The organism is Pseudoalteromonas sp. A757 (assembly GCF_004103285.1).
Lineage (GTDB): Bacteria > Pseudomonadota > Gammaproteobacteria > Enterobacterales > Alteromonadaceae > Pseudoalteromonas > Pseudoalteromonas galatheae.
In genome coordinates this window covers 209,678-223,311 of the sequence record NZ_QNQN01000074.1, presented here as the reverse complement: position 1 = coordinate 223,311, position 13,634 = coordinate 209,678, and the positions used below count along the sequence as shown (strand labels likewise).

The 13,634-nt window shown below is 42.9% G+C and carries 12 protein-coding genes; 7 read left to right on the top strand and 5 right to left on the bottom strand.

Going from position 1 to position 13,634, the window contains the following annotated elements; genetic code table 11:
* The first annotated feature begins 443 nt into the window (after positions 1-443).
* The 4 genes from DRB05_RS20555 (at position 444) to DRB05_RS20540 (ending at position 4,818) form a co-directional block, all read left to right on the top strand.
* Complete coding sequence (locus DRB05_RS20555) at positions 444-2,747, top strand: TonB-dependent receptor (RefSeq protein WP_128728571.1); 2,304 nt, start codon at positions 444-446, stop codon at positions 2,745-2,747.
* Between the two features lie 83 nt (positions 2,748-2,830).
* The gene (locus DRB05_RS20550) at positions 2,831-3,130 is read left to right on the top strand and encodes a hypothetical protein (RefSeq protein WP_010374748.1); all 300 of its coding nucleotides are present in this window, start codon (positions 2,831-2,833) and stop codon (positions 3,128-3,130) included.
* A 27-nt stretch (positions 3,131-3,157) separates the two neighbouring features.
* Entirely contained in the window at positions 3,158-3,811 is a 654-nt protein-coding gene (locus DRB05_RS20545; protein WP_128728570.1) for an HAD family phosphatase, read from the top strand.
* A gap of 167 nt (positions 3,812-3,978) precedes the next feature.
* The gene (locus DRB05_RS20540; protein WP_128728569.1) at positions 3,979-4,818 is read left to right on the top strand and encodes a DNA ligase; all 840 of its coding nucleotides are present in this window, start codon (positions 3,979-3,981) and stop codon (positions 4,816-4,818) included.
* An 83-nt stretch (positions 4,819-4,901) separates the two neighbouring features.
* On the opposite strand, the gene yeiP is transcribed toward DRB05_RS20540, so the two are convergent.
* Together yeiP and DRB05_RS20530 are read right to left on the bottom strand one after the other, a co-directional pair.
* A complete protein-coding gene (gene yeiP, locus DRB05_RS20535; RefSeq protein WP_010606026.1) occupies positions 4,902-5,471 on the bottom strand; it encodes an elongation factor P-like protein YeiP in 570 nt (189 codons plus the stop codon).
* An 83-nt stretch (positions 5,472-5,554) separates the two neighbouring features.
* A complete protein-coding gene (locus DRB05_RS20530) occupies positions 5,555-6,886 on the bottom strand; it encodes a tetratricopeptide repeat protein (protein ID WP_128728568.1) in 1,332 nt (443 codons plus the stop codon).
* Positions 6,887-8,713: 1,827 nt separating this feature from the next.
* Between DRB05_RS20530 and DRB05_RS20525 the strand changes: the two genes are divergently transcribed.
* Together DRB05_RS20525 and DRB05_RS20520 are read left to right on the top strand one after the other, a co-directional pair.
* The gene (locus DRB05_RS20525; protein WP_125251610.1) at positions 8,714-9,319 is read left to right on the top strand and encodes a hypothetical protein; all 606 of its coding nucleotides are present in this window, start codon (positions 8,714-8,716) and stop codon (positions 9,317-9,319) included.
* Positions 9,320-9,408: 89 nt separating this feature from the next.
* Entirely contained in the window at positions 9,409-9,966 is a 558-nt protein-coding gene (locus tag DRB05_RS20520; RefSeq protein ID WP_125251611.1) for a GNAT family protein, read from the top strand.
* A 199-nt stretch (positions 9,967-10,165) separates the two neighbouring features.
* Here DRB05_RS20520 and yghU read toward each other — a convergent pair whose 3' ends face one another.
* Positions 10,166-11,038 (bottom strand): glutathione-dependent disulfide-bond oxidoreductase, encoded by an 873-nt coding sequence (gene yghU, locus DRB05_RS20515; protein WP_128728567.1) that lies wholly within the window; start codon positions 11,036-11,038, stop codon positions 10,166-10,168.
* Positions 11,039-11,401: 363 nt separating this feature from the next.
* Positions 11,402-12,580 carry a multidrug effflux MFS transporter gene (locus DRB05_RS20510; protein ID WP_128728566.1) on the bottom strand — a complete coding sequence of 393 codons (1,179 nt, stop codon included), beginning with the start codon at positions 12,578-12,580 and terminating at the stop codon, positions 11,402-11,404.
* Positions 12,581-12,743: 163 nt separating this feature from the next.
* Between DRB05_RS20510 and DRB05_RS20505 the strand changes: the two genes are divergently transcribed.
* On the top strand, positions 12,744-13,214 hold the full coding sequence (locus tag DRB05_RS20505) for a hotdog fold domain-containing protein (RefSeq protein ID WP_010606036.1): 471 nt from the start codon (positions 12,744-12,746) through the stop codon (positions 13,212-13,214).
* On the opposite strand, the gene DRB05_RS20500 is transcribed toward DRB05_RS20505, so the two are convergent.
* Positions 13,211-13,606, bottom strand: coding sequence for a polymer-forming cytoskeletal protein (locus tag DRB05_RS20500; protein WP_128728565.1), 396 nt, complete (start codon positions 13,604-13,606; stop codon positions 13,211-13,213). The genes DRB05_RS20505 and DRB05_RS20500 overlap by 4 nt on opposite strands.
* Positions 13,607-13,634: the final 28 nt, after the last annotated feature.

Genomic DNA, 13,634 nt, shown 5'->3' with positions numbered 1-13,634 from the left:
ACCGCAATCATGATTACCGGAACAGTCAGTACATTTGTTTGGGCGCAAATCGTATTGTTCAGATAACCAGCACAGTTTCGACCACTGTGTTATGGTTCTGTTATCGGTAAATTTGGTTTTTTGGAACTTATATAGCCATAAGTTTAAAGGACAATTGTCCGCTTTTTTGTGTTTTTTGTTGCTAAATGTCGTAAACTGTCAGCTAACGTCGCTAAAAGTTACAAAAAAATTGATTTTTTAGTTCGGTTTATAAAGCAAAGTAGAATTTACCTGCTATAATTACCGCCGTCTCGTTCAGCCTTACAAAGTTGTATCGCACTCTCGACTGTAAGGTCCGCGTTTTTACATTTTAATCGCGAAAAATTGAACGTTCACGCCTAGTGAAACGGCGCCCAAATTTTAAACCGTTGAACAAAGAGTGCACTAAAAGGTCGAAAACCAACATGAAAGCAATGAAAAGATCTACGTTAGCTACCCTAATAAATGCTACGTTGTTCTCTGCTGTGGCAGGTACTTCATTTTCTTCACTTGCTGAGGAAGAGCAAGCCAAAAAAAATCAATTGGAAGTTATTCAAATCACCGCTCGTAAACGTGTTGAAAACGCGCAGGAAGTACCTGTATCTGTTTCTGCACTTCAAGGTGATAACTTGAATGCTTATAGCTCAGCGGGTATGGACATTCGCTTTATGAACGCGAAGATCCCAAGTCTATCGGTAGAATCTTCGTTTGGTCGTACTTTCCCACGTTTTTACGTACGTGGTTTAGGTAACACAGATTTCGATCTAAATGCGTCACAACCTGTATCTTTGGTTGTTGATGAAGTGGTTCAAGAAAACCCAATTCTAAAAGGCTTCCCTGTATTCGATATTGCACGTATTGAAGTATTACGTGGTCCTCAGGGCACGCTATTTGGCCGTAATACACCTGCAGGTCTTGTTAAATTTGACACTGTTAGACCAAGTCAAGAATTTGATGGCTATGCTGCTGTTTCTTATGGTAGCCGTGGTGCAGTGGACTTTGAAGGTGCGGTAGGCGGCTCAGTAACCGACCGTATCTCAACACGTATTTCTGCCTTGTGGCAGGAACAAGAAGATTATATCGATGTAAAAGCGCCAGGTTTTGAGAAAAAAGATTCGTTAGGCGGTTACAGCGAGCAAGCCGTTCGTGTTCAATTCTTATATGAAGGCGATGACTTCAACGGCTTATTGAATTACCACTACCGTGATTTAGATGGTCGCCCAATTGCATTTCGCGCAAATCTGATCGAGAAAGGCACAAATAACATTAACCCATTGTATGATAACGATGTGGTATACCATGATGCAGCCTCTCGTTCGACGCAACAGGTTGAAACTCAAGGTTTGAGCCTAAAACTTGAGTGGGACTTACCTGAGCATACCGTGACGTCAATCACTGCTTGGGAAAGTGCTGAAATCTACTCACGCGCAGACGTTGATGGTGGTTACGGTCCAAATGATGCAGGTGTTTCAGGCCCTGGTTTGATCATATTTACTTCAGAAACTGCGGATGTTATTCCTGAGCATAATCAGTACACGCAAGAGCTGCGCTTATCAAGCAACTTTTCTGGCGATTACAACTACCAAGTTGGTGTCTTCTTATTTGAAGAAGACCTAATGATTGAAAGCTATAGCTTCAATACTAATGGTTATGATTCTGCATATGCACAGTATGGCGTGCAAAATGGTTATGCTTACCAAGATCAAGACACATCAGCATGGGCAGTATTTGGTTCTTTTGATTACACCGTATCTGATGATTTAAAAGTAACAGCTGGCTTGCGTTATTCTGACGACGAGAAAGAGTTTTACGCCAAGCGTACTAAGAACCCAACACCTTGGAACGGTTCTCCAGATGTACTTGACGATACCGCTAACCCAAGCGATAGCCACGTAAGCTGGGATTTAAGTGCCACTTACAAGCTAACTGATGATGTAAACTTGTTTGGTCGCGTTGCTAACGGTTTCCGTGCACCAAGTGTTCAAGGTCGTATTTTGTTTGGTGATGAAGTGACTGTTGCTAAGTCAGAAACGACCAACTCAATCGAAGCGGGCATTAAATCTGATGTACTTGATGGCCAAGGCCGCGTAAACGCGACGGTATTTTACTATCAAATGGATGACCAACAGCTAACGGCTGTAGGTGGTGGTTCGAATTTCAACCGCTTAGTGAATACTGATAAAACAACTGGTTATGGCTTCGAACTCGATACCGAGTGGGTGTTAACAGACGAGCTAAATGCAACATTTAATCTGAGCTATAACAAAACCGAGTTGGAAGATAAAAACTTAGCTGTAGCGGTTTGTGCGCAGTGTACAGTGACTGATCCAACTTATATGGTTGAAGGTACTAATGGCCCTGAGGCGCGAGCAATTTTGGATGGTAACAGCTTACCTCACGCTCCTGAGTGGATTGCAAACGCAACACTTCGCTATACGAAAGAGTTAGAAGATGGCGAGTTCTTCGTCTATGGTGATATGTCTTATCGTAGTGAAGTAGACTTCTTCTTATACAAATCAGTAGAGTTTGAAGGTGAAGCGTTGTTTGAAACAGGCCTGCGTGCTGGTTATATGTGGTCTGAAGGCGATAACGAATATGAAGTGTCAGCCTTTGTTCGTAACCTATTTGATGAGCAAGTGGTTATCGGTGGTGTAGACTTCAATAACAACACGGGTATGCTAAATGAAGCGCGCTTCATTGGTGCTGAATTCAAAGTGAAATTCTTCTAATTCACGCTACAGTGATTATAATAGAGTAACTAAAGCCCGCGTTAAGCGGGCTTTTTAATGAAATTTTTATGTTAGGAGTGGATATGTCAGGTTTTTGGAATTATCGGGTGATATATTGTGAAGCGACAAAAGATGAAGCGGCTTTATATCAAATCCATGAAGTGGAATATAACTTAAATGGCAAGGTAACGAACTGGTCTGAAACGGGTGCTGCACCCTTTGGTCGTTCGATGGAAGAGTTGCAAGCGGATGCAGATAGACTGAAGTCAGCTTTCGATAAGCCAATTCTAAAAGTAATTAGACAGCCACGGGGCTATACATTAGTTGAAGTTGATAGCGGTGAAGAAGCTACTGCTGAGCCACCAGCAGGGATCAACGGTTAATTAATACAACCAAATTAAGGAGTGTAAATGCGTTTTCAGGCAGTTTTATTTGATTTTGACGGTACATTAGTTGATTCAGAAGCACTCCATTACCAAAGTTGGATGAAGGTGTTAGCCCCGTATCAAGTTACTTATACGGAGCATGATTTTTGTGATGAGTTTTCGGGTGTACCAACGCTTAAAGCCGCCAATATACTTAAAGAAAGGCACCAACTTGCGCCTTCTGCCCGTGATTTATGTGATGAAAAAAATATCGTCTTTGTCGCAACAGCTGCGGAAGTACTCCCCAGATTAATGCATTTTGCAAAACAAATTGTTGAACAAACCTCAAAACGTTGTTCGATCGCACTCGTGACTGGAAGCAGCAGAGCAGAAGCGCTCCCAGTTTTACGACACTATCAGCTACTAGAGCTGTTTTCTGCGATAGTGTGCAAAGACGATGTCGAACGGCCAAAGCCTCATCCTGAACCTTATCGCAAAGCGCTCGCTGCGCTAAAAATTGCGCCACATGAAGCTGTGGCAATAGAAGATACCTACACAGGGTTAACTTCAGCCAAAGAAGCTGGGTTAACCACGGTTGTTGTACCAAACATGCACTCAGCTAAGCAAGATTTAAGTCTTGCTGATCATTCATTTACCGATCTCGAAGCGGTTTTTGACTGGCTTTGTCCTGAAAGCTAATACGGATTGCTATAAAGAGGGGGCCTTTTAGTCAAAGCTTGTTTGATTTTACAAACTTCGATTGTTGTGTAATCTTTAAGCATGAAATTTATTAATTTTTAATATCAGTGAACGTAAACAATGCACCTAGTCGCTGGTATTAAATATCCACTGCAAAGGATTATGCTATGCGATATTTACCATTCTTATTCTGTCTATTATTAGGTTTTTCCAATCTCCTTTATGGAAATGAAACCGACACAAAAATCCAGCTTGCTTCGGTATATCAAGGCAACGAAGATATTTCTAATTATCTTGTTAGTGAAAAGTTCGATGGTGTGAGGGCCATTTGGGATGGCTCTCAACTGCGTACGCGTGGCGGTCACTTAATTAAAGCACCAGACTGGTTCACGCAAGGATTACCTGATACTTGGTTAGATGGCGAGTTGTGGGCTGGGTACAATAACTTCGCTTTTGTGAGTGCGATTGCAAGGCGCCACGCCCCTAATAACGAACACTGGCGTCAAGTGACTTATTATGTATTTGACGCACCAAATTCTACAGAAATATTCGCTAAGCGTCATGAGCGTTACTTAAGCCTTCTCAGCCATACTGAGTTATCACACATTAAACCCGTCAAGCAGCTATCATTTGGCTCCGTTGAGGAGCTAAACGATTATTACCATAGTGTATTAAAACGAGGTGGTGAAGGGGTCATTTTGCATGCTAAAAATGCTAAGCACGAAGATGGAAGAACAACCAACGTGTTAAAATATAAGCCGTATTTGGATGACGAAGCCATCGTGATTAAGCATTTACCCGGTAAAGGAAAGTACCAAGGAATGATGGGATCGCTTCTGGTGAAGAATGCACAAGGTAAGGAGTTTAAAGTCGGATCAGGGTTTAGCGACGAAGAGCGTGCATCACCACCACCGATTGGTAGCCAAATTACCTATCGATATCAAGGATATACTAAGTTTGGTAAACCGCGTTTCGCGCGATTTTTAAGAGTAAGGCCAAAATTATAGAATGGCACTACCGCTGCAAAGAAAACTTGGGGGTTTTTATACGCTAGCGAGCACTACGGCTCGCTATCAAAAGCGCAATGGGCTTATTCTGCACGGCCCATGAACTTAGATTCAGCAGTGTTGATCTTAATTTTGTCACCGCTTGAAATATGCTCAGGAACTTGAACAACAAGGCCTGTTGTTAATGTCGCAGGCTTTGTTCTAGCACTAGCAGATGCCCCCTTGATTGAAGGAGAGGTATCTTCAATCACAAGCTCTACGCTTGAAGGTAAGTCGATAGAAACAGGCATGCCCTGAACCACGACGATAGATAAACCTTTCGTTGATTCATCGATAAATAACAACTGCTCAGCAATAGACTCTTTATTTAGGTGGTATGGCGTGTAATCTTCATCGTCCATAAACACATATTCATCACCATCTACATATGAAAGCATTGCAGGGCGGCGGTTAAGATCTGCAAGTGTCAGCATCTCTTCCGCTTTAAACGTTTCATCTACTTTAGAGTTATCTACTACATCGTACATACGCATACGATATAGGCTACCACCAGCGCGACCTTGTGGTACTGAGCGCTCAATATCACGAACAATCATTACGCGGCCGTTATACTCGATCGCGGCATGTTTTTTAATTTCACTTGCCTTTGGCATAGCTTAATTCCTAATACAAATAAAGTTGGCACAATATAATCATTTTTCGGCTTTTTGGCGAGTTTCAAAATTCACTCTAAGCCTCAAATACCGTATAAAGTCGTCATTTCTGAGTACTTGATCCCAAAGTGCTGGTCAAACCAACGGTTGATATAGTCATGCTCGGGCTCAAGCTTGGCACAGCGCAGGATATTTTCGCCTTTATTGGTGCCAAGTGCCTGTCCACAGTAATTTTGCTTCCAAGTTAGCGTAAGATCTTGAGAGAATTTTTTTAGTAATTCGTCAAATGTCTTTTCTGTTACCTGTGAAAGGTTAAGAAAGTCTGGAGACAGTGGTGTGATATTAAGTTGCTCAAAATCAGCCTGATGTGCGCGGGTTTTGTTATGCTTACTATCGCTTGCACTGCCTTTGATATAACGATGGGCTAAACTCGCCTCATAATTGACATTGATATCAAATTTTTCATCGTAGATGGTCACGGGATACGTGAACTCTCTTGTGACTTCTGCGGTATGCGTGTTATCTAAGTTATTTGGATCAGGTCGTTCAACTTTCTGTTGATAATGCTTACGCTGAATATATTGGTTACTGGTACGGTAATAGTCCGCATCTGCGTATAGCTCTAATGAAAGCTGTTGGCTACCATTACTATCAAACCAGAGGCTGTTATTAAATGCCGTATTTAGGTTTGAAATAAATGCGCTGTATTGTCCTTTGATTGAGTTGCCAAAGCGCAAGCCAATATCGACACGATCTCGTATGTTCATCGCAAAATAACGACTTTTATCTTGGTTATCTACACGTAAACGTTTTGGAGTTTGCCACGCTAAACAGTATTTTTCGGTGAAACTTTTTAAATAGAAGCGTTGTCCGCTGACTTGTCCTGCAAGTTCATCACACTTTTTCTGCGCTTGCGTTCTTAGCGTGTCGTAGTGGATGCTCATGGCGCTTGCTAATTGCGCATTGCTGATCAGGTGGCGATAGTTATGTTCAAAAAGCTTAAACTTGTCGGGGTAGGGGGTGTTTGAGAGCGAGCGGGCTTCGTCGAGTAACCATTGCCTCGCGTAATCAAGCTCTTCTCTTTGGGTATTTGCCATTGCACCATTCGGTTTCATCTGCCATTGTGCTTGGTTTTTTACGATTTCCTCAAGTCTGGTCGCTGCTGCCGTGTAGTTATTTGCTAAGCGAAGCATACGCACATCGATAAGACCTTTATCTATAAGCTTGTCTCGCGCCAGTGTTAAGCCTTGCTTTGCTTCAAGATCCTCGGGGTCTTCCGCGAGTGCTTGTGAATAATATTCAGCAGCTTGGCGGTACATACCCGCTTCGTAAAGTTTATTGCCTTTATAAACCAGCGATTTACAGCCGCTGATAGCTGCCAATATTGCAATGATGATGGCGGTTTTCTTGATCATAATATCATTCCATTCGCGCAAAAAGTTCCATAAGCACAGTTATTGATTTTAGTATCCATTCGCTTCACGTACGGGCGCACCCGTTCCTAAGCTTTTAACAGGCTTATAATACATAGTTCTGGCGAAATCTACATCACTGAATTGTTACGATTTTGTTTTGGGAGGTATTGAATCTCGCTGTGTTGGTTTGTTGTCCTCCTGACAGCTTTGGACGCCCATCCATGGGCTACGACTTACTTTCTTTGATGCCCAAAGAACAAGTATGCAAAAGAAAGGGCACTCCCAACATCACACTGACTCCTCAATTAAATTGCCAATATGAACGTGACCGCGGTGTAAGGGCTATCCTTGGCCCTGTCACCGCTTTTCACGCATCCATGCGTTGAAATGACTCATTGGCAATTTACTTTCGGGTGTGATGAGGGAGGAAAACGGTGCTGAAAGCTTTTTTTGGTGCTTGTAGGAAAATTAGCTGCTTTTGAGAGAAAAACTAGAACTTGCAGTCAATACTAATCCCCTTTACCACACCCGAAAAACATAACAGCTCGGCGGGTAAATCACCTCCCACAAAACAATTTAGACTGTTAATTAGGTGCTCACTCGGATCGTTTTTGTGGTGCTTGTAAGCAACTTAATCATAAAAGCCGTAGACGATCTCACAAGCGACTTATTCCCCCACCATCACACCCGAAAAGCATAAGCCGATATGCAATGTGCCGACAGGATGTCGGCCAAGTCTTGTCAGGCACAAGGACGTGCCTTACAAGACGGTTGCACTATATCGGCTTAGGGTTTGAGGATTGAGTGTGATGCTGGGGCGACGTTTTCTTGGTTCGCTCGATCGCGTCGTTTCAAAAGAATGAACGAGAAGCGCATGGATGCGCTTTGATATAAGCCAAGGAGGGTAAGGCTAATATGTCCTCCTGACAGGTTTCGACGCCCCTCCATGGGCTACGACTTACTTTTCTTTGATGCCCAAAGAACAAGTATGCAAAAGAAAGGGCACTCCCAACATCACACTGACTCCTCAAGTAAATTGCCAATATGAACGTCACCGCTATGTAAGGGACATCCCTGTCCCTGTCACCGCTTTTCACGCATCCATGCGTTGAAATGACTCATTGGCAATTTACTTTCGGGTGTGATGAGGGAGACACAAGGCGCTGATAAATTCTTGTGGTGCTTGTAAGCGACTTAGCTGCTTCAGGAGATGAAACCAGAACTAACAGACAGCGCGATTTCCCCTCCATCACACCCGAAAAGCATAAGCCGATATGCAATGTGCCGACAGGATGTCGGCCAAGTCTTGTCTGGTATAGGGACGTGCCTTACAAGACGGTTGCACTATATCGGCTTAGGGTTTGAGGATTGAGTGTGATGCTGGGGCGACGTTTTCTTGGTTCGTTCTTTTTCGTCGTCTAAAAAGAATGAACGAGAAGCGCATGGATGCGCTTTGATATTAACCAAGGAGGGGATGCTTGATTAGGGCTGCTGTGTAAAATCAAGCAGTTAACCTGCTTAATTGCTCAGGTTAGCGGCCTCTGTACGCGTAAAAAATATAATTGCTTATTAAGGCAAATTTAGGTGTAATGAACACATAATAAGCGCTGAGCAATGCAGGGAAAGCTTAATTAATAATAGATTAGCTGTTCAAACCAAATGATTTGGCTAATGTATCTAAAAAGCAAATTCCCATAGCATAAACAACACCAACTCTGTCACACCGGGCAGGTAGCAGCTCAGTCCAACAAGCGATTGTGCAATACAAACTGCGTGTCGCATAAATACTAAAGTGTTAGTTGCCCGAAATAATTGAGAGGATGTTGCATGGATTGGAGTACATTTGGTTCCGCTGTCGCGGGTGCTGTTGTAGGAGGGTTTCTTGCCGGTTACTTTTCGTTAAAAGCTACGCAGAAATCGCACGAGAATCAAGTTAAGCATTCCGAAGAAAATGAAGAGAAAATAATTTCGGGCCTGCTTCAAGCTATACACGATGAGATCGAAACTGTATTTGAAAGGTACCAAGAATCCATGGGGGCGAGATTAGAATCGCTTGATGATGGTCACGGCCTTGCATACTACTATCCTCTTGTTAGCGACTTCTTTAACGTATACAACGGCAATAGCTTTCTAATTGGGCGTATACCAAACAATGACTTAAGAAAGCAGATCGTAAGAACATACACTCTTGCCAAGGGTATGATTGACTCCTATCGCATGAATAACGATCTGGTTTCAAAATGGGAGTTTTCCGAAAAACTGTACGCTGAATCCCAACTAGAAGTACATAAAAATCAAGCTATCGCACATTATTCAGCGCTTGTTGATTACGCTAAAATCTTAAAGGATTCCCACAAAACCCTTAAGCAAGAAGTTTCTGCGTTGCTTAGAGAACTAAGGAAAAATGGCGTTCTAAATGAAAAAAACAACTAACAAGGCAATTAAAAATCGCCCACTAAAAGCGTGGGCTGGACTCGCTACCGCTCGCCTTTTATTGCGACGTTAATTCAAAGAGAATTTATATGAAATTTCCAGAACTAGAAACATCTCGGTTAATTCTTAATAAACTATCAAGAGATGACAGTCTTGCTTTGTTAGCTATTTTTTCCGACGAAAACGTGGTTAAGTTTTACGATATTGAAGCATATAAAACTGAAGCGCAATCGTTAGCGTTGATAGATTTTTTCAATAGCCGTTTCGCCGAAAATATGGGTATTCGCTGGGCCATCCGACTTAAAGATTCAGGGAAGCTTATAGGTACTTGTGGTTTCAATTCGTGGAATCCAAAAATGAAAAATGCAGGGTTAGGGTACGAGCTATCTTCTTTTTATTGGGGGCTTGGGTATGCTTCCGAAGCGATAAGTAAAATCATTGAGCTGGCCTTTTCAGTAGACACACCTTTTCACGAATTATATAGAATTCAGGGTGATACCATGATTGGGAATATTGCTTCTGAATCAATTTTGAAAAAGCTTGGCTTTAAAGAAGAGGGAATTCGGCGCGCCAGTGGTTACTGGAAAGGTGAGTTTCATGATCTGAAGTGCTTTGGTTTAATCAAGCCCGAATTCATAGAAATATAACAAGTACGTTATCAGTTGATTTTGCACCTTCACTCTTAAGACGTCCCCTAATAACTTCTCAAACGAGCTAAGACTTCTAATACCAGCAAAAGCTTTTTGCGCTTCTAGCAAGGTGCTAACACTATCTTTTCTGATACACAGACAATCGGGTTTGATTAAATCTGATTAATCAAACCCCCCCTGTTAAACCAAGGTGTGGTTATGGCTCTAGTTTGTCTTGGGTGTTGGTATCAAAGTCGCTGGCGTCGTGCCGTTCATGAAGCTGCTCATGAGGTTCTCCCCATGTTCTATTTACCATTTTTCCGCGTTTGACCGCATCTCTTGAGGCGATGAGTCCAGCCCAGCGGATCACGTGTTCATAGCCATTGACGTCTAAAAACTCTGCCGCATCATATAGGTGCCCTTGGGCTAGCACGCCATACCACGGCCAGATTGCCATATCCGCGATAGTGTATTCATCGCCACAAATATATTCTCTTGTAGCTAGGTGTTGATTCAGTAAATCCAGTTGGCGCTTCACTTCCATCGTGTAGCGGTTGATTGGATATTCGTAGTGCTCGGGTGCGTAGGCATAGAAGTGGCCAAATCCACCACCAAGAAGCGGCGCAGCCCCCATTTGCCAAAATAACCAGTTGAGACACTCGGTGCGTTTTGTGGGATCTTGTGGAATGAACTTTTGGAACTTTTCAGCTAAATAAAGCAAAATTGAGCCAGACTCAAAGATTTTGGTAGGTTCCTTGGTGCTGGTATCTAATAACGCGGGGATCTTAGAATTTGGATTAAGTGCAACAAACCCTGAGCTAAATTGCTCACCTTCCATGATATTAATTAAAAAGGCATCATATTCTGCTTCTTTTACCCCGGCTGCTAAAAGCTCTTCTAGCAAGATAGTCACTTTCACGCCGTTTGGGGTTGCTAGGGAGTAGAGTTGTAACGGGTGTTTGCCTTGCGGTAGGGACTTTTCGAATCTTGCGCCTGCAGTAGGGCGGTTGATATTTGCGAATTTACTACCATCGCCACTTTGCCATGGCCACTGCCAAACTTTAGGTGGGGTATAACCCGATGTACTCATTTTATGAACTCCTTCTGTGACTGTCCAAATCCATTATAGAGTGTAGAAGTGAAATGGAAATGAACAAACTTCTGTGGTCACAGGCTTACTCGTTTTATCCAGATCTTAAGAGAGGGATATGAACAAGCTATCAACAAAAGGTGGGGGAAAGTAGTAAAATAAAAAATGCCGATCAAAAGACCGACATTCTTGAATTGGTTGGGAGTTAAAACACAACAGTTTGTGTTGCTAAACAGGCTGCATTGCTACCTTGCTCACATACTTGGTAGCATTATGTACCGCCGTCCTTAACACTGATGCTGTCTGTATGATTATTATCATTGTTAGTTGTGACAATTTTACTACTGTTACGATAAATAATGTTTAAGCTGCGCTGTGAAGCTGGTGGCGATGCTTTGTGGCTAGTAATAGCAAGAAAGGTAACGCCAGTAATAAGTGCAAGGCAAGTTGCATGGGGGCATCCAGTGCCAGTGGTTGCGTCATGGTTGCAAGCACACCCGCACCGCTCATCTGTAATACTCCAATCAACGCTGAGGCCGTCCCTGCTTGTTTAGCAAACCCTGATAACGCTTTACCAGCCGCAGCTCCGATCGTAAATGCAAAGCCAATTGATGCCATATACATTGGCAGTACAAAATGCGCTATTTCAGTTTGTGGCAAAGCCAGTAGCAACAGACCACTAAAGCTAAAAACGGCGAGACCGAAAGTTAATGACTTTTGGCTATTGCGTTTGATGAAGTGGGGAGCAACAAAACTTGCGACAATACTCAACGCCGCGTTGCCAGTAAACCAAAAGGTAAAGTCGGAAACACTGCCGCCCATTTTTGCCATGATCCACCCCGGAGCTGAGATCACAAATACCAGCATTGCTGCCATACCAAGCATCGTTAAGGCGGCATTGTATAAAAAAGTTGAGCTACTGAGCATTGGCTTAAAACGTCTCAAATCTAGGATATGACCGCTGTAATGTGTATCTTCGGGGCGAGTCTCTTTATAGATAAGAGAAACTAAGATGAGGCCAAGAACGGCAAAGCCAAACAAAAAGCTAAAATTACTCTGCCAGCCAAATTCGACAGTGAGCCATGCACCTAAAATTGGCGCTAACGCTGGGATAAAACATACAATACCATTGAGGTAAGTGATCATTTGGCCACTGCCTTTGTGCCCAAAACTATCACGAACAATGGCAAAGGCGCTGACAAAAGTAGCACACGCCCCCAAGCCTTGCAGCACTCGAGCTACCATCATGAGTGGCCAAGTGGAGGCATAGCTTGCCATTATAGCACCAAGCGCAAATAAAATTATTCCAACTAGCGCAATCGGCTTACGACCATATTTATCCGCAAGCGGACCTGCTATCAACTGCCCAAGACCCACAGCTAGCATATAGATACTCACTGTTTGTTGAATTTGGCTTTCCGATACTTGAAGACTGGACTGCATATCCACAAATGCAGGTAGATAGAGATCGATACCTAAAGGGCAAAAGATAACAAGTAAAGCGAGAATAAAAATCAGTGCTTTTGAGTTTGATTGGGTCATGGCGTCTCCTTTTGGTCGCTATTGTATTGTGGAGAACGAGAAAAGACAGGACAAAGCGCCGATTTAGCAAATTTTTAAGATATTTTATTCGCTGATAATTATAGATGGTTGATTAACTGGTCAGATGTGTTAATTTTAAGCAAAATCATTATAGAAAAATCTTATGTCTGCACCACTTTTAAAAATTTATAAAAGGATGAGTTGGTTGCCATTTGGTAAATGGATGTTCAGTAAGGCGGTATGTCGTAAAGCTCCTTACTTTGGTACCATCAAGCCTAAAATCACACAATTGAAGCCTGGCGTTTGTAGGGCGACCATTCGCAACCGTAAAGCCATTCATAACCACATAGGCACGGTTCATGCGATTGCACAGTGTAATCTTGCGGAGCTATGTGCTGGAGTCATGACAGACGCGACCATCGATCATAAGACCCATCGCTGGATCCCAAAGGGGATGTCAGTGCAATACTTAGCCAAAGCCGAGACCGATCTGCATGCCGTGGCGCAAATAGAGTACCCAAGAGCATGGCAAGATAAAGAAGAGTTAGTTGTACCGGTGGAGGTCTTTAATACTGCAGGGGAGAAGGTATTCCACGCCGACATTAATATGTATATCAGCGCGAAAAGATCTTAATTGTTTATGGTTTGATCACCAGAAGAGTCAATTGCCGTGACGTTATTGGCTCGCTCATTACGGTGTGTTAGTTTTCCATCGACGTGCGCACCGGCTTCGATCGTTAGGGTTTCGTGTTCTATGTTGCCAAAAACTTGAGCGCTGGGAAGCAGCGTGACTTGTTTAGCCTGAATATTACCTTCCACTTTGCCTAATATAGTCAGCTCATTGGCTTGGATATTACCTTGTACTAAACCTTTATTGCCGATGATTAGTTTTTCTATGTCGAGGTTACCATGAACGGTGCCATCTAATTGTAGTTCACCTTCACAGACAATATCGCCCGTGACTTTAGTGCTATGAGCAATAATAGCTGGGACGTCGTTTCGTTGGTTTTTAAAAGAGTTAAACACGAATGCCTCACTATCGCAGCGTAATTGC